Annotated in this window: 18 protein-coding genes; 5 read left to right on the forward strand and 13 right to left on the reverse strand. The window is 72.1% G+C overall.

The window, feature by feature from the left end:
• Window positions 1–9: 9 nt before the first annotated feature.
• The 6 genes from DMB66_RS35460 to DMB66_RS35485 all read right to left on the reverse strand — a co-directional run bounded on the left by DMB66_RS35460 (window position 10) and on the right by DMB66_RS35485 (window position 8,689).
• Window positions 10–975 carry a PP2C family serine/threonine-protein phosphatase gene (locus DMB66_RS35460; protein WP_125808498.1) on the reverse strand — a complete coding sequence of 322 codons (966 nt, stop codon included), beginning with the start codon at window positions 973–975 and terminating at the stop codon, window positions 10–12.
• A gap of 274 nt (window positions 976–1,249) precedes the next feature.
• Window positions 1,250–3,499 carry a serine/threonine-protein kinase gene (locus DMB66_RS35465; protein WP_233625064.1) on the reverse strand — a complete coding sequence of 750 codons (2,250 nt, stop codon included), beginning with the start codon at window positions 3,497–3,499 and terminating at the stop codon, window positions 1,250–1,252.
• A complete protein-coding gene (locus DMB66_RS35470) occupies window positions 3,496–4,695 on the reverse strand; it encodes a hypothetical protein (protein ID WP_125808499.1) in 1,200 nt (399 codons plus the stop codon). The genes DMB66_RS35465 and DMB66_RS35470 overlap by 4 nt, the downstream gene beginning before the upstream one ends.
• Window positions 4,696–4,699: 4 nt before the next feature.
• A complete protein-coding gene (locus DMB66_RS35475; protein WP_125808500.1) occupies window positions 4,700–5,650 on the reverse strand; it encodes a glutamate ABC transporter substrate-binding protein in 951 nt (316 codons plus the stop codon).
• Entirely contained in the window at window positions 5,650–6,972 is a 1,323-nt protein-coding gene (locus tag DMB66_RS35480; RefSeq protein WP_233625065.1) for a hypothetical protein, read from the reverse strand. The genes DMB66_RS35475 and DMB66_RS35480 overlap by 1 nt, the downstream gene beginning before the upstream one ends.
• A gap of 169 nt (window positions 6,973–7,141) precedes the next feature.
• Window positions 7,142–8,689 carry a long-chain fatty acid--CoA ligase gene (locus DMB66_RS35485; RefSeq protein WP_125808501.1) on the reverse strand — a complete coding sequence of 516 codons (1,548 nt, stop codon included), beginning with the start codon at window positions 8,687–8,689 and terminating at the stop codon, window positions 7,142–7,144.
• 195 nt (window positions 8,690–8,884) lie between these two features.
• Here DMB66_RS35485 and DMB66_RS35490 point away from each other — a divergent pair, with 195 nt between their 5' ends.
• A complete protein-coding gene (locus DMB66_RS35490; protein ID WP_125808502.1) occupies window positions 8,885–9,580 on the forward strand; it encodes a hypothetical protein in 696 nt (231 codons plus the stop codon).
• Window positions 9,581–9,750: 170 nt separating this feature from the next.
• Here the strand turns inward: DMB66_RS35490 and DMB66_RS35495 are convergent, their stop codons facing one another.
• Window positions 9,751–10,515, reverse strand: coding sequence for a methyltransferase domain-containing protein (locus tag DMB66_RS35495; RefSeq protein WP_199752812.1), 765 nt, complete (start codon window positions 10,513–10,515; stop codon window positions 9,751–9,753).
• Window positions 10,516–10,625: 110 nt separating this feature from the next.
• Between DMB66_RS35495 and DMB66_RS61595 the strand changes: the two genes are divergently transcribed.
• From DMB66_RS61595 to DMB66_RS35510, 3 genes are all read left to right on the forward strand, one after another.
• Window positions 10,626–10,988 carry a hypothetical protein gene (locus DMB66_RS61595; RefSeq protein ID WP_158647480.1) on the forward strand — a complete coding sequence of 121 codons (363 nt, stop codon included), beginning with the start codon at window positions 10,626–10,628 and terminating at the stop codon, window positions 10,986–10,988.
• A 679-nt stretch (window positions 10,989–11,667) separates the two neighbouring features.
• Window positions 11,668–12,138: a hypothetical protein gene (locus DMB66_RS35505; protein WP_125808504.1), complete on the forward strand. Its 471-nt coding sequence runs from the start codon at window positions 11,668–11,670 to the stop codon at window positions 12,136–12,138.
• A gap of 366 nt (window positions 12,139–12,504) precedes the next feature.
• Entirely contained in the window at window positions 12,505–13,011 is a 507-nt protein-coding gene (locus DMB66_RS35510) for an SRPBCC family protein (RefSeq protein WP_233625066.1), read from the forward strand.
• Window positions 13,012–13,036: 25 nt separating this feature from the next.
• On the opposite strand, the gene DMB66_RS35515 is transcribed toward DMB66_RS35510, so the two are convergent.
• The 4 genes from DMB66_RS35515 to DMB66_RS35530 all read right to left on the reverse strand — a co-directional run bounded on the left by DMB66_RS35515 (window position 13,037) and on the right by DMB66_RS35530 (window position 15,880).
• The gene (locus DMB66_RS35515; protein ID WP_125808505.1) at window positions 13,037–13,693 is read right to left on the reverse strand and encodes a hypothetical protein; all 657 of its coding nucleotides are present in this window, start codon (window positions 13,691–13,693) and stop codon (window positions 13,037–13,039) included.
• Window positions 13,694–13,788: 95 nt separating this feature from the next.
• Window positions 13,789–14,547, reverse strand: a complete 759-nt coding sequence (locus DMB66_RS35520) for an SDR family NAD(P)-dependent oxidoreductase (protein WP_125808506.1) — start codon at window positions 14,545–14,547, stop codon at window positions 13,789–13,791.
• A 2-nt stretch (window positions 14,548–14,549) separates the two neighbouring features.
• Window positions 14,550–15,512: an alpha/beta hydrolase gene (locus DMB66_RS35525; protein ID WP_125808507.1), complete on the reverse strand. Its 963-nt coding sequence runs from the start codon at window positions 15,510–15,512 to the stop codon at window positions 14,550–14,552.
• 62 nt (window positions 15,513–15,574) lie between these two features.
• Complete coding sequence (locus tag DMB66_RS35530; RefSeq protein WP_125808508.1) at window positions 15,575–15,880, reverse strand: putative quinol monooxygenase; 306 nt, start codon at window positions 15,878–15,880, stop codon at window positions 15,575–15,577.
• 138 nt (window positions 15,881–16,018) lie between these two features.
• On the opposite strand from DMB66_RS35530, the gene DMB66_RS35535 reads away from it, so the two are divergent.
• Entirely contained in the window at window positions 16,019–16,969 is a 951-nt protein-coding gene (locus DMB66_RS35535) for an AraC family transcriptional regulator (protein WP_125808509.1), read from the forward strand.
• Between the two features lie 423 nt (window positions 16,970–17,392).
• Here the strand turns inward: DMB66_RS35535 and DMB66_RS35540 are convergent, their stop codons facing one another.
• Together DMB66_RS35540 and DMB66_RS35545 are read right to left on the reverse strand one after the other, a co-directional pair.
• Window positions 17,393–19,699: an ABC transporter permease gene (locus tag DMB66_RS35540; RefSeq protein WP_125808510.1), complete on the reverse strand. Its 2,307-nt coding sequence runs from the start codon at window positions 19,697–19,699 to the stop codon at window positions 17,393–17,395.
• The gene (locus DMB66_RS35545; RefSeq protein ID WP_125808511.1) at window positions 19,696–20,445 is read right to left on the reverse strand and encodes an ABC transporter ATP-binding protein; all 750 of its coding nucleotides are present in this window, start codon (window positions 20,443–20,445) and stop codon (window positions 19,696–19,698) included. Before DMB66_RS35545 ends, DMB66_RS35540 begins: the two co-directional genes overlap by 4 nt.
• Between the last annotated feature and the right edge of the window lie 64 nt (window positions 20,446–20,509).

A 20,509-nucleotide genomic window follows, 5' to 3' on the forward strand; every position in this document is an offset into this window, starting at 1 on the left:
GGCTCTCCTCTATGCGGTGAAGGGGACGAGGGCGACGGTGATGTTGTCCGAGCCGCCCGCGGCGTTGGCGAAGTCGACGAGCTTGCGCCCGGCCTCCACCAGACTCGCCGATTCGCGCAAGGCGGACCGGACGGTGTCGGCGAAGGTGCCCGGCTCGGTCAGGTAGTTCCACAGGCCGTCGCTGCAGAGCACGAGGTGGCCCGGGGTCTCGGCGAAGAAGGCGCCGGTGCGCGGGCGGACCGTGCCCGCGTCCGCGCCCAGCCAGGCGGTGATGGCGTGCGCCTTCGGGTCGTTCCACGCCGACTGCGGGTCGACGCCCAGCGAGATGGCGTGGGTGGCCCACGAGTCGTCCTCGGTGAGCTGCACGGCGTCGCCCTCGACCGGGACCCAGTAGCCGCGGCTGTCGCCGACCCAGCCGTACCCGATCTCGGTGCCGCGCACGCAGGCCACGACGATCGTGCAGGCCGGGTTGGACGCGGCCCGGCGCGGGTCGCCGGTCGTGGCCAGCGCGGCGACCGCGGCCCCGGCGGCGACGATCGCCGCGGCGATGCTCTCGGGGAGCTCGGCGGTGGCCGTGATCAGCGCCTTGCCCGTCACCTCCACGGCGGTCTCCGAGGCGACGTCCGGGTCGAACGACGCGGACACCCCGTCGCAGACCACCACGTCGACCTCGGCGCCGCGGGTGGCCAGCCACATCGCGTCCTCGTTGCGGTGGTGCCGCAGGCCCCGGTCGGTGACCGCGGCGGCCACGGTGCCCGCGTCGGTCTCGACGTGGTCGCGCGGCCGGGCCGCCAGCAGACCGCAGTTGCCGCAGTAGCCGTCGTCGCCGACCACCCCCGCGGCGCCGCACGACGGGCAGTCCTTGCCGATCGCCTTGCCGGCGCCGGTGGCAAGCGGCTTGCCGCAGCTCTCGCAGAAGGCCGCCCCGGCCGTGCGCTCGTCGGCGCAGACCGCGCAGTCGGGCTGAGAACTCATGCTGTGCTCACCTTCGGCATGGCCTTCTGGCCCTTGCCGTCGCGGCCGTGCGCGGCCGCCGGCGGGCGAGGCTCGGCGCAGTCGGTCATGCTGTGCTCACTTTCGGCATGGCCTTCTGGCCCTTGCCGTCGCGGCCGTGCTCGGCCGCCGGCGGGCGAGGCTCGGTGCAGTCGGTCATGCTGTGCTCACTTTCGGCATGGCCTTCTGGCCCTTGCCGTCGCGGCCGTGCGCGGCCGCCGGCGGGCGAGGCTCGGTGCAGTCGGTCATGCCCACCTCACGTGCGGGTCCTCGGCCGGGCCGCGTTGGCCAGGTCCACCAGACGGATCTTCTCCGGTCCGTGCACGGCCCGGGCCATTTCCCGGTACGCGCCCTCCAGCGCGAAGCGTACGTCCCGTTCCCCGGCGTGCCCCGTGCCGGGCGTTCCCAGGATCGCCGAGGGCACCGCCGTGCCGGCCGTGAGCGTGCTCAGGGCCCGTTCGAGCAGCTCGGCCCGGAGCGCGGCGAGCTGGGCCGCCTCCATCTCCAGCCGGTCGATCAGGGCGGCCGCCGCCGCCAGCGCGGCCACGTCGGCCATCGCCGCCGAGGGATGCGCGCGGACCAGCGCGCGCACCGCGCCGACCTGGGAGCTGCGGTACGCCGCCGAGGTGCCCGGCACCCGGTTGTACGCCTCCACGGCCCCGTCGCGGTCCCCGGTGGCGAGCCGGCACCGGGCCAGTCCCGCCGCCGCGGTCGTGTATGCCGGGTCGGTGCGGCTCACCACGTCGTAGCAGCCGGCCGCCTCCGCCTGGCGCCCGGCCAGCTCCAGGGTCAGTCCCAGCGCCAGCTTGGGCGCCAGCTCGCCGGGCAGCGCCGAGTAGACCGCGTCGAACTGCTCCTGAGCGCGGGCCAGGTCGCCGGAGGCGAGCGCGAGGACGCCGTCGTACCAGGCGACCCGCCAGTCCCCGCCGGCGTTGGCCGCGATGGCGTCGCGCATCCGGGCCGCGTCCGCGAAGGCCTCCCGGCCGCTGCCCGCCGCACCCAGGTCGATCATCGCCCGCAGCGCCCGCAGCTGCACCTCGAGGGTGTTCTCCGGGGCCTTGCCGAGCAGGGTGAGGACCTCCTGCGGCTCGGTCACGGTCACCGAGGCGAGGAAGGCCGCCGCCGGGTCGGTCAGGTCGATCATCGGCGCGGGCAGGAACCGCCACTGTGGCTCGTCGCTGCGCGGGTCGGTGCGCAGCTCGCCGGTGAACAGCCGGGAGGTGGCCGGGCGGGGGTCGCCGTCGGCGGCGAGCACCTCGCGCAGCACCCCGAGCATCTGCTCGGTCATCTCGCCGGCGTCGACGAACCGCTCGGCCGGATCGGTGCGGGTGGCCCGGTGCAACAGCCGGTAGTACGACTCGTGGCGCTGGTAGACCTCGAACTCGCCACGGTCGGGCAGGCTGGTCTTGAACGTGCTCTGGTAGCCGCGGAAGTCGGTGGTGAGCACCGCCAGGGTGCGCCCGATGGTGTAGAGGTCGGACTGGATCGACGGGCCCGCCGTCGCCATCTCCGGCGCCTGGTAGCCGACCGTGCCGTACAGCGCGGCGTCCAGGTCGTCGACGTGCACGACGCCGCCGAGGTCGATGAGCTTGACCTGGTCGCCGGTCTGGATGACGTTGTCCGGCTTGAAGTCGCAGAAGATCAGGCCGCGGTCGTGCAGGTAGCCGAAGGCCGGCATGATCTCCAGGACGTAGGCCAGCGCCTGGTCCAGCGGCAGCGGGTCCGGCTGGTTGCCGTTGGCGGACCGGCGGTCCTTGAGGATGCCCTTGAGCGACTCGCCGCCGACGTACTCCATGACGATGTAGCCGGCGCCCTCGTGCTCCACGAAGTTGTAGATCTTCACGATGTTGGGGTGCTCGACCTCGGCCAGGAAGCGCTGCTCGGCCACCGCGGCGGCCAGCGCGTCCTCGTCACCGGAGTTGAGCAGGCCCTTGAGCACCACCCAGCGGTCCGAGACCCGCTTGTCGTTGGCCAGGTAGATCCAGCCCAGGCCGCCGTGTGCCAGCGCGCCGATCACTTCATATTGCCCGCCGACCAGGTCGCCCTTGCCGAGCTTCGGGGTGAAGTTGAACGCCTCGCCGCAGGACGGGCAGAAGCCGGCGGTCCGTCCGGGCCGGTCGCCGCGGGACCGGCCGACCGGGCTGCCGCATTTCGCGCAGTACCGCTTGTCCTCGGGCACCTCGGCCACGGCCATGATCGCCGTGGCGGGATCGCGCTCGGGCAGCGGCGCCACGTCGACGAGCCCGCCGCCGAAGCGCCGGCGCCGGGATCCGGTCCGGGAGCTGCCGGTCCGCGCGGATCCACCGGTACGGGTGGAGAGCGCGGCCGTCCGCACCGAGGGCGCGGTGGCCGTGCGTGGCTTCGGCCCTGCCGCGCCGCCGCTCGGTGCCGGTGCCGCGCCGCCGGCAGCCGACGCGGCCGGCGCCCCGCTCTTGAGCGGCGCCATGCCGCAGGTGTCGCAGTAGCCGTCCTGGATGGTGCCGGGACAGTCGCGCTGGCATTTCACTGAAGGCCATCCCTCGCGGTCGTCGTGGCGGTGAGCCGGGCCACCGTGTCCTGGTAAGCGTTCACGGCCGCGCGCGCGGCGTCGAGATCGCACGGTGCGGTGTAGAGCGCGTCGCGGGCCCGCTCGGCCAGCGGCGCCAGCGCCGGATCCTCGGCCAGCCCGCGCCGGGCGGCCTTGGCCTGGTATGCGTCCAGCCGCCCGCGCAGCTCGTTGCGGGCGGCCAGCATGTCGGCGTTGCGGGCGGCGGCGGCGCGCAGGGCGGCGATCCGCTCCCGGGCCCGGCGGCTCCAGTCGGCCAGCCGCGGGCTGATCATCGCCCAGTGCCCGGCGGCGGCGAGCGCGTCCAGCGCGGCCAGGTCGGGTCGCAGGTCGGGCCCGGACACGCCGGCGATCGCGCTGTCGGCGAAGCGGCCGGCGACATCCCGTTCGGCCGCCGCGGCCGCCCGTTCGGCCTCGACGATCTGGCCGGCCAGGGTGTGCGCGTCGGTGAGACGCTGGGTGAGCGCCTCGCGCAGCTCGCCGGCCGAGGTGCGTTCCGCGTCGGCGCGGTCCAGCAGGACGCGGACGGCGGCCAGGGCCTGCGCGTCGCAGCCGAGCGGGTCGGAGGCGAGCGCGGAGGTGAAGTCACCGAGCAGCCGGTCGGCCTCGTCCAGGAGCGCCGAGCGGGTCAGGCCGCGCAGGTGGGCCAGCGACGAGGCGACCGTGGCGGCCTCGGGCATCAGCCGCTGCCAGACGTCGCCGGCGCGGACGGCCACGTCGACGGCGGTCTTGAAGGCGGCCTCCATCGCGGCGAGCAGCTCGGCGGGGGAGCAGGTGGTGGTGACCTGGCCGGCGCCGAGCAGGCCGCGTTGGGCCAGCGGCACGGTCGTGGTGGAGAGCGTGACCGAGCGGCCGAGGACCTGGTGCACGTACGCGGTCTTCTCGCCGTCGGTGAACCGCCGCTGGTTGCGCGCCGCCCGGGCGGAGGTGATCAGCGCGGTCAGCATGCCGTAGCCGTCCCAGAGCTGGGTCAGCGCGGCGGTCGCGTCGGCCCAGGCGGCGGCCGTCCGGCCGGTCAGCGGGCCCTTGTCGAGATCCTTGCGGGCGGTGTTGTCGTCGAGGTCCACCAGGTTGCGCGCCACGGCCGACGCGGCCGCCTCGAGGCGCAGCAGCTCGCTGTCGGCGCGGCCGAGCAGATCCTGGGTGGGTGCGGTCATGGGCTCAGTCCCGGTACTGGGCTACCGGCGGCTGCGGCGCGGCGCCGCCGAGCCACCGCTCGTAGGTGGACTTCCAGGTGCCGTTCGCCCGGTTCTTCGCCAGCACCGCGTTGACGAACCGGGTGAATTCCGGGTGAGCGTTGCTCATCGCCATGCCGTACGGCTCCTCGGTGTACCGCGGGCCGACCACCTTCGCGTACGGGTCCTGGGCCGCCAGTCCGATCAGGATGGTGTCGTCGGTGGAGATCGCGTCGACCTCGTTCTGCTGGAAGGCGACGAGGCAGTCGCCGAAACCGGGGCGGGCCACCGGGATCGGCTTGGCGGCCACCTTGCCGATGTTGTCGAACGAGGTCGAGCCCTTGGCCGCGCACACCTTCTTGCCGCCGAGGTCCTCGATGCTCCGGGCCGCCGAGGCCGACGAGACGAGCACCTTCTGCCCGGCTTCGTAGTAGATGCTGGAGAAGTTGACGTCCTTCCAGCGGGCGCAGTTGGCGGTCATGGTGTCGGCGACGAGGTCGACCGAGCCGTCCACCGCGGAACTGACCCGTTTGTCGTACGCGATGACCTTGATCTGGATCTTGTTCGGGTCGCCGAAGATGGCGGCGGCGATCTGCCGGCCCATGTCCACGTCGAAGCCCTCGACCTTGCCGCTGAACGGGTTGCGCGAGCTGAACAGCAGGGTGTCCTGGCTGGTGCCCAGGACCAGCCGGCCACGCTTCTGGATCACCGCCATGTAGCTGCCCGCCGGCATCCGGCCCGGGGCCGGCAGCGCGCCGGCCGGCCTCAGGCTGGCCCGCGGGTTGCAGGACGTGTCGACGGGCGCGGCCGGGTTGGCCGGTGCCGGCGCGGCGGACTCGCTCGGCTGCCCGGGCAGCGGCGACGAGTCACCGGAACAGCCGGCCGCCGCGAGCACGGCCAGCGCGGCGACGACGGCGAGGGTGACACGGGCTCGCATCAGCGGTACTCCTCGAGTCGGGCGCGGATGCCGGCGAAGACCAGGCCGCAGACCAGCAGGGCGAGCAGCGGGCCGAGCACGGTGAGCGGGCCCAGCCCGCGCCCCGCCGCCCCGATCTCGGCGCTGAACACGTCCTTGCGGTCCTCCAGGGCCCGGCCGATGTCGTCGGTGACGCCGGTGAAGGTCTTGCTGGTCCGCGCGCCGATGGCCAGCGCCACGGCGCCGTCGTAGTCGCCGCCGTTGTCGAGCTTGCGGACCTGGTCATGGGCGCGGACGTAGTTGAGGTGACCCTGGGTGGCGGACCGCACGCTGGAGCCGGCGGTGCCGTCGGGCATCACCTCGGCGGCGTCGGCGAGCAGCTCGTTGAGCCGGCCGGTGGTCTCGTCGAAGTCGGCCTCCAGGGCGCCCTCGCCGGAACGGGCGGCCAGCGTCAGGGCCTCGTCGCCGCGCTCGCGCAGGGCGGCGATCCGGGTCTCGGCGAGCAGCGCGACCGGCCAGGAGCCCTCGGTGTCGGCCTCGGACAGATGCGCACGCTGGGAGATCAGCACCCCGCCGACGCCTAGCGCCAGCACGAGGGTGACCGCCGTGGCGATGACCAGCGGCACGTTGAACGTGCGACGGGTCGTGCGGCTGAGGTGGCGCTGGGCCAGCACCAGCGCGGTGAGCAGCGCCAGCAGCAGCAGGACCAGCAGCGCCGTCCACCAGGAGCTGCGGGCGGCGCGGTAGCCGTCGCCGACCTCGCTCTGCGCGGCCTGGAACAGCACCTGCGCCTGCGGCTGCAGCGACTCGCGGCTCAGCGTGGACGCCGAGGACAGGTATGCCGCGCCGATCGGCAGACCCTGCCGGTTGTTGGCGCGGGCGCTGGCCACCAGGGCGGCATACCGGGAGACGTCGGCGGAGAGCTGCCGGATCGCGTCGGCGGAGCGGCCGGTCTCCGGGGTGCGGCGGGCCGCCGAGGTCAGGGCGGTGGTGGCCCGGTTGAGGTCGTCCTCGTAGCGGCGGGTGAGGTCGGCCGGCTCCAGGCCGCCGGCGAGGAACGCCTGGGCGGCGGTGGTGTCGGCGTCGGCGAGCGCGGAATAGATCGTCTCGGCCTCGACCAGCAGCGGCTGCGCGCGGTTGCCCAGGTCGGCGGTGCCGGTGCCGGCGGAGGCCGTGGTCAGGCCGGCGACGAGGCCGGTCAGCAGGCTCAGGGCGACCAGCCCGGCGAGGACGAGCTGTAGCCGGCCGGGGGACGTCCCCCGGAGCCGGGCGACGCGGTGCAGCACGCCACCGGAAGGCTTCGCCGCGGCCGGCCCCGGCCGGTCGAGCTGTGCTGTGCTCAAGCTTCCTCCGTCGGAGCCGTGCGTGGTCGGGCGCTCACCCGCTCACTGTGCCGCACGCGCGCAAATGATCTTTAGAAGCGCCCCGGCCGGCCGAGTCTACGCACGAAAGCGCACCCGGGCTGTCCCCCGCCGGGTGCGCGTTCGAGGTACGTCAGGCCAGGGCGGCAGCTCAGGTCAGGGCGCGCTTGAGGAGCTTGCCGGTCGCGGTCATCGGCAGCGTGTCGACGAAGGTGACCAGCCGCGGGTATTTGTAGCCGGCCATCTGCTCCTTGCCCCAGGCGATGAGCTCCTCCTCGGTGACGGTCGCACCCTCCTTGCGGATCACGTACGCCTTCACCTCCTCGCCGTGGGTGGGGTGCGCCACCCCGATGACCGCCGCGAGCGACACCGCCTCGTGGGTCATCAGCACCTCCTCGATCTCCCGCGGGTAGACGTTGAAGCCGCCCCGGATGATCATGTCCTTGGCCCGGTCGACGATGTAGTACCAGCCGTCCTTGTCCCGCTTGCCCAGGTCACCGGTGCGGAACCAGCCGTTGTCGATCACCTCGGCGGTCGCCTCGGGCCGGTTGTAGTAGCCGTTCATGATGTTGTGCCCGCGGATCGCGATCTCGCCGATCTCGTCGCTGCCCTCGATCGTGTTCCCGGACGCGTCGATCAGCTTGAGCTCGACGCCCCAGATCGGCACGCCGATGGAGCCGGGGCGCGGCTCGCTGTCCGGGTCGCTGAAGGTCGCCACCGGGGAGGTCTCGGACAGGCCGTAGCCCTCCAGGATGGTCCAGCCGAGGCGGCTCTTGACCTCCTTGATGATCTCCAGGGGCAGGCTGGAGCCGCCGCTGACCGTGCGCCGCATGGTGCGCGCGATCTTCGCCACGTCGACGTCGTCGGTCAGCGCGTTGAGCAGGCCCCAGTACATGGTCGGCACGCCGGCGAAGAAGGTGACGCTCTCCCGCTCCAGCAGCTTGACCGCCGCGGCCGGCTCGAAGCGGGGCAGCAGCACCAGAGTGGACGCGCTGGAGAAGCCCGCGTTCATGTTGACCGTGGAGCCGAACGAGTGGAACAGCGGCAGCACCAGCAGGTGGGTGTCGGTGCCGGGCTTGGACTGGAACAGCCGGTTGCAGGTGAGCGCGTTGAGGATCAGGTTGGCGTGGCTCAGCTCGGCGCCCTTGGCCTGCCCGGTCGTGCCGCTGGTGTAGAGGATGACGGCGGGATCGGTCTCGGCGGCGAGCACAGTCTCGAAGACCGGCGACTGCCCGGTCAGCGCCCGGCCCAGCGTCTCGGCCCCCTCGATCGGCGAGGCGGCGGCCGGGTCGGCGGTGACCAGGAAGAAGTGCTCGCAGCCGTCGACCTGGCCGAAACCGGTGTGGCCCTCGGCACCCATCGGCAGGTCGGGCGTGCCCTGGAAGCAGAAGTACGCCTTCGCCTCCGAGTCGGCCAGGTGGTAGGCGATCTCGCGCCCCTTGAGCAGCACGTTCAGGGGCACGACCACCGCGCCGGCCTTGAGGATTCCGTAGTAGAGCACCGGGAAGTAAGGCAGGTTCGGACAGGACAGAGCGACCTTGTCCCCGGGGCCGATGCCCCGCGAGCGCAGCAGGTTGGCGACCTGGTTGGCGCCCGCGTTCACCTGGGCGTACGTCAGGCGCTGGTCGCCGAGCACGACGGCCGCCCGCTCCGGGTAGTGACGGGCGCTGTCCTCCAGGAAAACGGAGAGGTTGAGCATGCGTGGGTCTCCTCGGCAGATACTGTGACGACGGTCTCAATCCCAACATGCCGGCGGGGCAGAAGCACCCTCCGTTTCGATTTAGTTTCGGCGGCGTCGCTGTTGCGGCGACACGGCATGATCAGGGTGCCGCTCCGCGCTGTGGATACGCGAGGCGGCAGGTGGGAGAGCTGCGCGGTGACAAGCGATGGTGCCGTGAACGTCCTTGTGCCCCTGGATGCCCTGCCGGGCCTGTCCGTCCCCCCGGCGGCGATCACCGATGGCTCCGCGGACCCGGTCTGGGTCGAGCTGCCCGTCCGGGGCGAATACCTGTACGGCCGCAAACGCATGCTCCCGTTGCCGTTCGACGCGGCCACGGCCGAGACCGCCCGCCGCTGGCTCCGGCTCGACCGCCGCCGCCGCGCCGTGCTGGCGCCGATCAGCATCTCGTTGCTGGTGGCGGCGGCCGCCACGGTGTTCATGGACGACTCCCGGTTCGACGCGGTCCGGCTCGGTCTGTTCGCGGCGGGCTTCCTCCTCCAGCTCTGGACCGCGCACGCCGTGGAGAAGGTGACCGTCGCGCAGCAGCCGGACCTGATCGGCCGGCTCGGCGTGTACCTGCCGGCGGTATCGGCTGCGGTCGCCCGGGAGTGGGTGCGGCGCAATCCCGTTGTGCGGGTGGTGCCCTGGCGCCCGCGCCCGCGGCGGTACTCGTCATCGGCCTACCGGCGGGCGGCCGGCCTGTTCGCGGTCGCGGCGGCCGCTGTGTGGTGGTTCTCCCTGAGCGACGGGGAGTTCGGCTGGATCACTCCGCTCGCCTTCGGGGTGCTCGTGGGCGCGGCAGTGGTGTCGGCGTTCAAGGCCCTGCCGGTCGGCTTCATCCGCTTCGACAACGCCCGCGACCCACGCTAGCGATCGACGAGGGGTCCATCCGCGACGCCACCAATTCTGTCGTACGTGTGTTCTAAGTTTGTCGAGTGCTGGAGCTGGTGTGCGAGACCCGCCGCGCGGTCGCCGCGTGCGCCGCAGCCCTCGCCTGGGCGGTTCCCGAATGGGGAGCCAGGCTGATCGAGGCGTGGCGCTCAGTCGCGGATCGCCCGGAAGACATACCGGTTGAGGCTGAAGAAGTAGCCGTCGCCGAGCGACCGCAGGTCGGCCTTCCACGCGTCGACCTCCGCGGCGGGCACGACGCCCCGCCCCGCGACGAAATCGCCGACGATGTCGATCAACGCGGCGCTGAACGAGTGCACCGGGTCGAAGCCCACGTTCAGCAGCGGCAACACGACCGGAGTGCCGGGTGTGAAGCCCGCCGACCGGAGCTCGCCGAGCAGCCGCCGCGGCAGCCGCGGGTCCGCGAGATGGCCCTCCCACGAGTCCAGGACCGCGGCCATGCGGGCGTCGTCGCCGGAGCGCCACACGATCGAGTCCCAGTCCGTGTCGAGGATCAGAATCCGACCACCCGGGCGTACGACCCGGCGCAGCTCGGCGAGGGCGGCTGGAACGTCGGCGACGTACTCCAGAACCTGCGTCGAGACCGCGACGTCGAAGCTGGCGCCCGGGTACGGAATCGAGCCGGCCGACCCCGCCCGCAGGTCGAGCGCGCCGTCCCGCCCTTTCGCGAGCGCCAACATGCTCTCGCTGACATCGATCCCCGCGACCAAGCCGTCGCCGCCGACCTCCCCGGCCATCTCGGCTGCCAGAAAGCCGGGACCGACGCCCACGTCGAGCACCCGCTCCGCTGGCCGCAGCTCCAGCAGGCTGCGGACACTACGCCGCTGCGCCACGACATCGGGCGTCAGATAGGCCGCCACGAGCCGCCGCGAACTCTCGTCGTCGAACTGAAGCATCGCCGTCACCTCCTTGCCCTCAGCATGGTCCCGGACGGGCCTTCGGGGAACCATTGCGTCAGGTACGGAGATGATCGCCCGGCGGTCTCCGCCCGTTCAAGGATCAGCGCTTGGTCGTCGTGGTCGCCGTGGTCGCCGTGGTCGCTGTGGTCGCTGTGGTGGCTGTGGGCGTCGTGGTGGCCGTGGTGGCTGTGGGCGTCGTGGTGGCCGTGGTCGCTGTGGGCGGCTGTGGTGGCTGCGGTCGCTGTGGCCGCTGTGGCCGCTGTGGCCGCCTGTGGTGGCTGTGGTCGTTCGCCCGGTTCTGGGCCGGCGCACTGAGCGCCAGGTCGCACGAGCCCGCCCCGGCGCTCGGCGCCCCGCCGGGGCGGACCTGTCCGTCGCTGAGCCGATTCGATCCCAGTAGCGGTTCCCCCTGGTTCGAGCCCCGACTGGCATCTTCGATGCCGCGTATCAATCGGATCCGCCGGATGTGACAAATGAACCGCTTGGCTGGAGTGGCGGGCACCATATGACCATCAGGCCGGCGGACGTGACCGCGGCTCTGCGGGACCGAGCTGGCTCTCCGCTGCGGTGAACGCGCGGAACAGGCGCAGGGTGACGTTCGTACCTGTTCGTGTTCGGCGAGGTTTCCTTCGAGCAGGGCCGCAGTCGCAGCCGGGCCGGCCCACGGGAAGCCGACACGAATACCTCAAGGCCGCCAGCCGGGAGTCGTCACCCGCCGTGGCCGGCCTCCTGTCCCGGTCGGCGCCCGGAACTGCCGACGATAATGCTCCGTACCCGAGGGGTCGGCGGCAGGGTTATGACGATTCAGGGTGGGATCTGCTGGCAATATCGTCGGGATTTAGGTGAGGATTTCAATACGTTGGTAGGAACTCCGGGATCGCCTTTCCGTGTGGTGTTCTGGTCGTGTGATGTTTGGTAGCAGGGCTTGCTGCGTATCGGGTCGTTGCCGGTCAGGCCGGGCCCGCTCTGGTGTTCGCCTGCCCGGTCCGGGCGGGGTGGCCTGGCGGGCGGGTGCGGGGTTGGTGACTCCGGCCCGCTCCGCGGTCGACGGGTAGGAGCTGCTGACACCTGCTCGCAGCAATGACGGGGCTGGGTGTCGGGTGGCAGCCGTGACTCGATCGTGGCGGGCACGGCTCGGATGATGGCGAGTTGTCCGATCCGCAGCGGGACTCCACGACCGGCCCGCTTGACCTCCTCGGCTTGCTCGACCGGCCCGGCTTGTTCGATCGGTCCGGGCTGGTTGACCTCCTCGGTTTGCTCGACTGGTCCGGGTGCTTGGCCGGTCCGGGCCTGCTTGGCTTGCTCGACTGGTTGGGGGTGCTCGACTGGCCCGGCTTGCTTGATCGGTCCGGGCTGGTTGACCTACTCGGCTTGCTCGACCGGTTCGGCTGCTCGATCGATCCAGGTTGCTCGGCCGGTCCATCCTGCGTTCCCTGGCTGCTCTGTGGGTCACGGCTGGGCGCCGGCTCGCGCACCGCACGACAAGGCGGCGTCGCCTGCACCGGCGAGGGATCTGGCGGGCCCGGCCGGCTGGCTTCGAAGCTGGTGGGCTTGATCTGGAGATCTTCCGGCCAGCAGCCGGCCTGCTGCTCGCGGACGTGTCGCAGCCGCTCGGCGTGACGACGTTGTAAACCCCACGCGCGGCGACGCTCATGATCGCGGCGAAACTCGTCACGAGTCGCCGAATAATTGCGGGCCTTCGTTCGGTCGCGCAGGCCCGCGAGCTCGGCCCGGGAAAACAATTGGAGTTGCCCCATGCCACCAATTATTCCGCACGCCACTCAAGATCACAGGCCCCTATCAATGGCCGACCACACCAATTCCATGACCAGCGTCACACCCACGAAACTGGCGGAAAAGGTGATCCAGAAAGGCGCGCCGGCATGCCGCGGGTCGTGCGCGGGAGTCTGGGCATCCGGAGCCACCCGTGAGTATTGCAGCGTTCTATCCGGCGGTGGATTCGTGTCGTTCCGCTAGGCTGCGGACGTGCCAACGGTGATTGAGGTTGTGTCTGACATCGACGCCGTTCCTGGCATGGTGTTCGGTCTGGTGGTCGACGTCGACGTGCACGCCGCTTCGCTGCACGGCAGTCAGGAGACCGCGACGACCAGCACCGGCCGGCGGCAGCTTGCCTTCGGCGATGAGGTGACCTTCCGCGCTCGTCACTTTGGTGTGCGCTGGTGCATGACCAGCCGAATCACCGGCTATGAGCCTCCATTCTGCTTCGTCGACGAGCAAGTCCGTGGCCCCTTCCGTGCGCTGCGCCACGAGCATTACTTCGAGAGCCTCGGTGGCTCAAGAACCCGGATGACCGACCGCATGACCATCAGTGCGCCGCTCGGGCCAGTCGGTGCATTCGTTGCCCAGGTCCTGCTCGCGCCGTACCTGCGCCGGTTGTTGAAGCGGCGTGCCGCCCACATCACGCGTCTGGCGGAATCTCATGAGGCAGTCCCTCGCGGTGAGGCCAAGCCTGACCAAGATCAGATGCACTGATCGGACGGCGAGGGCGCCGAACCGGCTATGTCGTGGTCGTGCGGGCGTCGGCTTTCGCGAGCCCGGCGCGCATCGCCTCCTGTGCCCCGGGTTCCCATGGCCCGGAGGCGGCCAGGGGGATCTCGGTCATGAATCGTCGCTCGGCTTCTGGGATCTTCGTGACGATGAGATCGGGGTCGGTGGCCGCGGTCGCGTACAGCTTCGGGCCGTTGGCGTAGAACAGGTCGGTGACGACGAGTCGTCCGTCCGTGGCGCGCATGACGTTGGCTGGGTTGTGGTCCAGCGGTCCGCACCAGGGTAGTTGCTGGGCCTGTTGGTGGATCCGGCGCACGATGTCGACGAGGTCGGCGACCTCTGGGGCTCGGGTGGCGATCGCCTGGTGGAACGCGGCGGCTTCATCCTGGGCGACGGGTTGTAGCCATTGCATCTTCTGCAGGTCGCCGCCGCCGGCCAGTCGGTGGTGTGTGAACAGTTCGGGAACCTGGCGGGTGTGCCGGGCCTGCCGGTACAGCGCCGCGGTGTATGGGCCGGTCGGGTCGAACGGGCTGATCCGGGCGACCACTCTGCCGTCCGGTGAGCGCAGTGCGATCGCCCAGTCGCCGGCGCCGCACGGCGTCCAGCCGGCAGCGAGGAGGGTGCGTTCGACGTCGCGGTGATCGGCCTGGGGGAGGGGAACGGACACGGTCCAGATCCTCACCCGACCGGCCGGCGCCGGGCCACCGAGATTCCACAGTGTGTAGGCGCCGCACAGGTCAGAAGTGCCCGGATGCGGCCTGGCTACAGGTTGTATCCGCCGGAGACCTCGATGTCCTGGGCGGTGATCCAGGCGTGGTCCGCACCGAGCAGGGCCGCGATGACCATGCCGATGTCGTCGGGCTCGCCGAGCCGGCCCAGGGCGGTTTTCGCGGCCAGGGTGGGAACGACGTCGGGGTAGCGGGCGAAGGCGTCGTCAGCGATGCGGGTGCGGGTGGAGCCGGGGGAGACCGAGTTGACCCTGATGCCGCGAGCACTGAGTTCCTTGGCCAGATATCGGGTCAGCACGATCAGGCCGCCCTTCATCGTGCCGTAGGCCGAGTATCCCGGCTCCAGTCCGGCGGACGAGGCCGCGTTGCTGGCGACGTTGACGATGGCGCCGCGGTCGGCCAGCAGCGGCAACAGCGTCTGGGTGAGGAAGTAGGGCCCCTTGAGCAGCACCCGCATGAGGGTGTCGAACATGTCTTCGTCGGTCTGTTCGAACGGGGCCGTCGCGCTGGATCCGGCGTTGTTGACCAAGTGGTCGAAGGAGTCGCGCTGCCAGGTGGCACGCAGTGCGGTCGCCACGGAGTCGCGGAAGGCTGGGAAGGTCTCGGATCGGCCGGTGTCCAGTGGCAACGCGACGGCGGTCCCGCCGTCCTTCTCGATCGTGGCGACAGTGTCCAGGGCACCCGACCGGTTGCCGTGGTAGGTGAGGATCACGCCTGTTCCGCGCCGGGCGATCTGGACGGCGGCGCTCTGCCCGATGCCGGAGCTGGCGCCGGTGACGATGGCGATCCGCATGCTCAGCGCACCTCGCTCAGCACTCGGGCGAGCCAGTCGTTGCGGGTCCGTCTGGCCGCCGCCGATATCGGCGCCTGCGGGTATAACGCGTCGAAGCCGTGGAAACCGCCGGCCCAGATGTGGAGTTCGGCCCGGCCGCCGGCTGCCCAGATCCGGGTGGCGTAGTCAACGTCTTCGTCGCGGAACACCTCGGCCGAGCCGGCGTCGATGTACGTGGTGGGCAGGCCGGAAAGGTCGGCGGCGAGCGCGGGCGACACGTACGGCGACACTTGATCGCCGGTGCGGGGGCCGAGCACCGATCGCCAGCCGAAGTCGTTCATCTCCCGGGTCCAGACCCCGGGGCCGCCGGAATACTGCCGGCTCGACGTGGTGCTGTTGCGGTGGTCCAGCATCGGCCCGATCAGCACCTGGGCGGCGATTGCCGGGGTGGCCCGGTCGCGGGCCATCAGGGTCACCCCGGCGGCGAGGCCACCGCCGGCGCTCGCCCCCGACACGACCACCCGATCGGGATCGATGCCCAGCTCAGCGCAGTGCTCGACGGCCCAGACAAGCCCGTGGTAGCAGTCTTCCACCAAGGTGGCGCCACCGGCCTCCGGAGCCAGCCGGTAGTCCACCGAGATCACCACGGCACCGAACAGGTCCAGCCAGGCGAGCGGGATGTCGATCTGCGAGTAGCGGTCTCCCATGACCATCCCGCCGCCGTGGATCCAGTAGACGCACGGCGCCGCGATCGCGGGATCCGCCGTGGCGGGCCGAAGGATCGACAGCGGGATCGGCGTGCCGTCCGGGGCCGGGACGGTGATCTCGCGCCGCTCGACCGCACGGCCGGCGAGCAGCGGTTCGAGGGGTGCCGAGGCGAACGGGCGGATCTGGGCGAGAGTATCGGAGTTGAGCGGGGGCATCTGCGGCATGGCGTCCAGAAGTATGGACAGTTCGGGGTCGTAGGCGGGTCGTGCTGACGTCATCGGAATTCCTTCCACGGTCTCAGAAAGTGGCTTTGCCGGCTTTGAAGGTGGCCTTGCCGGTCTTAGAAGGTGGCTTTGCCGCCGACCGGCACCTCGTCGGTGTAGCGGGACTCGCCGGCCAGCAGCGGCTGAAGCGCGGCAACGAGGGCCTGCGCCGGCCCGGTGGCGAAGAAGGCACGATGGGCCTGCTCGCTGGTCCAGCCCTCGGTGACGTGGACGGTGTCGGGGTCTGCTGTGGACCGGCCGACCAGGAAGACGACGCAGTCGTCGTGTGACAGCGAGGGCGCGTTGAGCAGAAGCTCGACCAACTCGTCGCCCTTTCCCGGTCGCGCGGTCATGGTGGCATGGAATCCGTGGTTGGCCGTCATGGTGCGTTCCTTCCGTTGCGTGGGACATCGACTTCTCCATAAAATCACTCTGACCAGCGGAAACGTTAGAACGATGCTCGCGGATACTTGCCCAATCCTCCATTTGAAGCGCGGATCGTATGGTGCTTCAATGGTCTGGTGAGCCTCACCGAGCTGCGTGGTCTGCTCGCCCGCCACGCGCGACCCGACCAGAGCACCGCCATCGACGATGTGCTGATCTCGAAGGTCACGCAGTCGGCGCCGCCGGCGGCGTCCATGACGGGGAGCGTGCTGGCGGTCGTCGCGCAGGGCGCGAAGCGGCTCGCCCTGGGCAACCGGGTGTACGAGTACGGCGCCGGCCAGTACGTCGTCGCGTCCGTGGACCTGCCGGTGACCGGGCACTTCATCGACGCCAGCCCGGAGCACCCGGCGCTCGGCCTGGGCCTGATGCTGCGCCCCGCCGCCGTCGCGGAGCTCCTGCTGCAGGCGGGCCCCGGCGTCCTCCCGCCGGACAAAGGCAGCACGCCGTCCGGCATGGCCATCAGCGACGCGCCCGCGGGGCTGCTGGACGCGGCGATCCGGCTGGTGCGGCTGCTCGACCAGCCCCGCGACGCGCCGGTGCTGGCGCCGCTGATCAAGAAGGAGATCCTGTGGCGGGTCATGACCGGCGATCAGGGTGCCGTCGTCCGCCAGCTCGGGCTCGCCGACAGCAACCTCACCCACATCGCGCGGGCGGTCCAGTGGATCCGCGACCATTACCCGACTTCGTTCCGGGTGGAGGAGCTGGCGCGGATGTCCGGCATGAGCGTGTCCGCCTTCTACCGCCACTTCCAGACGGTCACCGCGATGAGCCCGATCCAGTACCAGAAGCAGATCCGGCTCCAGCAGGCCCGGCTTCTGCTGGCCACCCGGCCCGACGATGTCACCGGCGTCGGCCGAAGCGTCGGTTACGAGAGCCCGTCACAGTTCAGCCGGGAATACCGCCGCCAGTTCGGCGCGCCACCCACCCAGGACGCCGCCGGCCTGGTGCCGGCGGCGTCCTCGGTGGTGAGTCAGCGGATGAAGGCGATATCGGGATGTCTCGGTGACGGTCCGTTGAGCACCGGCTGAGGCCGGTGGCGCAGGTGTTGGTCGAAAAGGCGGTGACATACACCCGCTGCGAGGCGATGATCCGGTTCGGGTCCACGGAGCCGATGGATGCGGCGACCAGACCTTCCGGCAAGGTGAACGCCGTGGCGAGCTGCGGAAGCAGCGTCTGGTGGTCGGTGAAGGTGAAGTGCTCGCCGTCGGGGATGTGGAGGTCGCGTTTCCAGCCGGTCGAGTGCTGCCAGAACGACCGCCAGTCCGCGGCCTTGCGCGCGAGTCCGCGCGGGGCCTCGGCCACCTCCCACATGCCGCGGCCTTGCGCGCGAGTCCGCGCGGGGCCTTGGCCACCTCCCACATGCCGCGGCCTTGCGCGCGAGTCCGCGCGGAGCCTCGGCCACCTCCCACCTGCCGCCCTCCGTTCGCAGCGGGGTCGGGCTCACTGTCCGATCAGGAGTTTCGGGCGCGTAGCGCCGGTCCGCCCGCTGCCAGCACGGCGACCACGGCGCAGACGAGAGCGACCACGGCGTTCTGGCCCCACGGAACGACCAGGTCGATCGCCTGCCCGATCTCCTCCTCGATGGAACGCCGGGCGGCGAGCAGGCAGACCAGCGCCACCGCGCCACCCAGCAGCGTGCCGGTCGCGACCGCCAGCAGCGCCTCGCCGGAGGTCACCCGCAGCACGTGCGACGTGCCGCCGCCGGCCAGCCGCAGCGAACGGAACTCGGTGCGGCGCGCGGCCGTCGCCATCAGCAGCGTGTTGGCCACCGCGAGGCCGGTGTAGCCGACGCCGAGCCCGAGCAGCACGACGAGGAAGATCTGGATGAGGCGGTCCTCGGAGTCGATGTCGATCCGCACGTAGTCGCGGGCGGTGAGCACCCGCAGGCCGGTGGCGGGCACGGCCGGGCCGTCCAGCAGGATCGTCCCGGTCAGCGCGCCGGGGTCGTGTCGCCGGATCAGCTCGCGGGGGAGCAGGATCGGCTCGGGCGTGTCGTCGCGGACGGCCGTGACCGGCAGCCTGGCGGTGCTGCCGTCGGCGAACCGGATGTCCAGCTCGCGCGGCAGGCCGGCGAGCTCGCGGGAGAGCACCACGCCGTCGATGCCGTCGGCCCCGGCCGCGTCGTGGCCCGTCGTCGTGCCGCCCGCGGTGACCAGCACGCGGCTGCTCAGGTAGGACTCGCCGGGCTGGCCGCGCACCGCCGCGTCGGACAGGCCCGGGGCCGCGTCGGGGGCGGCGACCAGCGCCGCGGGCACCTCGGCCGCCGCGTCGATCCCGGCGGCCTGGACCACCGTCGCGACGGTGCCGGTGAACAGCACCGCGAAGCCGACGGCCAGCAGCACCGGCGCCGCCGTCGAGGCGACCCGCCGGGCCCCGGTGAGCGTGCCCTCGCGGACCAGCATGCCGCCCGCGCGGTGCCGCCACGGCCAGGTGACCAGCCGGACCAGCGGCATGATCAGCACCGGGGCGAGCAGCGCGGCCGCGACCAGCAGCAGCATCGCGGCGCCCAGGACGGCCGACGACTGGGCGTCCGTGCTCAGCGAGGGCAGGGCGGCCAGCAGCGCCGCGCCCCCGGCCGCCCCGAGCAGCCCGGTGATCCAGCGCGGCAGGCTCATCGCGCGCTGCTCGACCGCCGCGTCCCGCAGGGCGTCCAGCGCCGGCACCCGGCTGGATCGCCGGGCCGCCGTCCAGACCCCGGCCAGGGCCACCACGATGCCCAGCAGGAAGGAGCCGGCGAGCGCCGCCGGCTGCCCCGTCACGGCGAAACCCGCCGGTTCGAGACCGGCGGCCACCAGCGGCGGCGCGAGCAGGGGAGCGGCCAGCGCACCCAGGGGTACGCCGACCGCGCCGCCGAGCACCGCGACCACCAGCGTCTCGGCGTACATCATCCGGATCACCTGGCCCGGGGTGGCACCGACCGCGCGCAGCAGGCCGATCTCTCGCCGGCGTTGCGCCGCGCTCAGCGCGCAGGTGGAGGCCACCACGAAGACCGCCACGAAGGCGCCGAGCGCGACCATGGCGATCAGCAGTTGCGCGCCCAGCCAGCGGATCCGGGTCACCGACTCCGGTTCCAGCGCGTCGCGGGCCGCTCCGGACAGCACGGTGCCGTCCGGGCCGACGGCCGAGCGCGCCGTCGTCGCGACGGTGCCGGGATCGCCGCTGACGGTCAGACCGATGATCCGGACCCCGGCGGACAGGGCGGTGGCGGTGGCCTCGGCGACGTAGAGGCCGGGGCCGTCGGTCGTGCCGGTCACCGTCCAGGTCTCCGGGCCGCGCGCGGTCAGCACGTCGATCCGGGCGCCGGGCGCGGCACCGGCCAGCGCGACCTCGCCAGGCCCGGCCGGCGCGGCGCCCGCGCTGAGCCGGTAGCCGCCGAGCACCGCCGACGACCAGGAGTGCCCGTCGGTGCGGGCCGCCTCGGGGTCGCCGCCCGGCCGCCCGGCGACGACCCGCTGCACGTAGAACGCCGGGTCGGCGACGGCCGCGGTGACCCCGGGCAGCGCCGAGAGCCGCCGGGTGAGCGCGGCCGCCTCCGCGACGGTCCACGAGCGGTATTCGGGGTAGCCGTCCTCGCCGGTGCCGACCGAGGGCGAGTGCACGAGCACCGGCGCGGCGGCCAGCCGCTGCGGCGTCTCCGGCCGCGACGACGCCCAGATGGTGGTCGCCCCCGCGACGACGGCCACGCCGAGTGCGATCGCCACGAAGGTGCCGGCGAACGCGGCGAACCGGTGCCGGACCATGTCCCACGCGAACCTCATGCCGTCTCCTCCAGCCGGGCCATCCGCACGGCGATCTCCGGCGCGCCCGACGGGTGGTCGAGGACGTCGGCCACCCGGCCGTCGGCGAGCAGCAGCACCCGGTCGGCGTGCGCGGCCGCGTACGGGTCGTGGGTCACCATCACCACGGTCTGCGCGTGCCGGTCCACCGCCGTCCGCAGCAGCCGCAGCACCTCCCGTGACGCCGTCGTGTCCAGGGCACCGGTCGGCTCGTCCGCGAACAGCACCGCCGGCCGGGTCACCAGCGCCCGGGCGATCGCGACCCGTTGCTGCTGGCCGCCGGAGAGCTCGCTCGGGCGGTGCCGGGCCCGGTCGGCCAGCCCGACCTCGGCCAGCATCGCCGCGACCTCGCCCGCCGCCGGCCGGCGTCCCGCCAGGCGCAGCGGCAACGCGACGTTCTGCTCCGCGCTCAGCGCCGGGATCAGGTTGAACGCCTGGAAGACGAAGCCGACCCGGGCGCGGCGCAGCTTGGTCAGCGCGCGCTCGGAGAGGCCGGTCAGGCTGACCCCGTCGATCATCACCTCGCCGGCGGTCGGCCGGTCGAGGCCCGCGGCGCAGTGCAGCAGGGTGGACTTGCCGGACCCGGACGGGCCCATCACCGCGGTGAACGTGGCCGGCGCGATGTCCACGTCGACCGCGTCGAGGGCGGTCACCGCGCTCTCGCCCGTACCGTAGATCCTGGAGACGGCCCGCAGCCGGACCGCCGTGCCGATGGTCGTGATGGTCATGGCCGAAAGCCTTCCGGCCGGCCGGGCCGGGCACACTCCCCCGTGGGGGAGGATCGAAGGTATA

This window comes from Actinoplanes sp. ATCC 53533 (assembly GCF_003947245.1).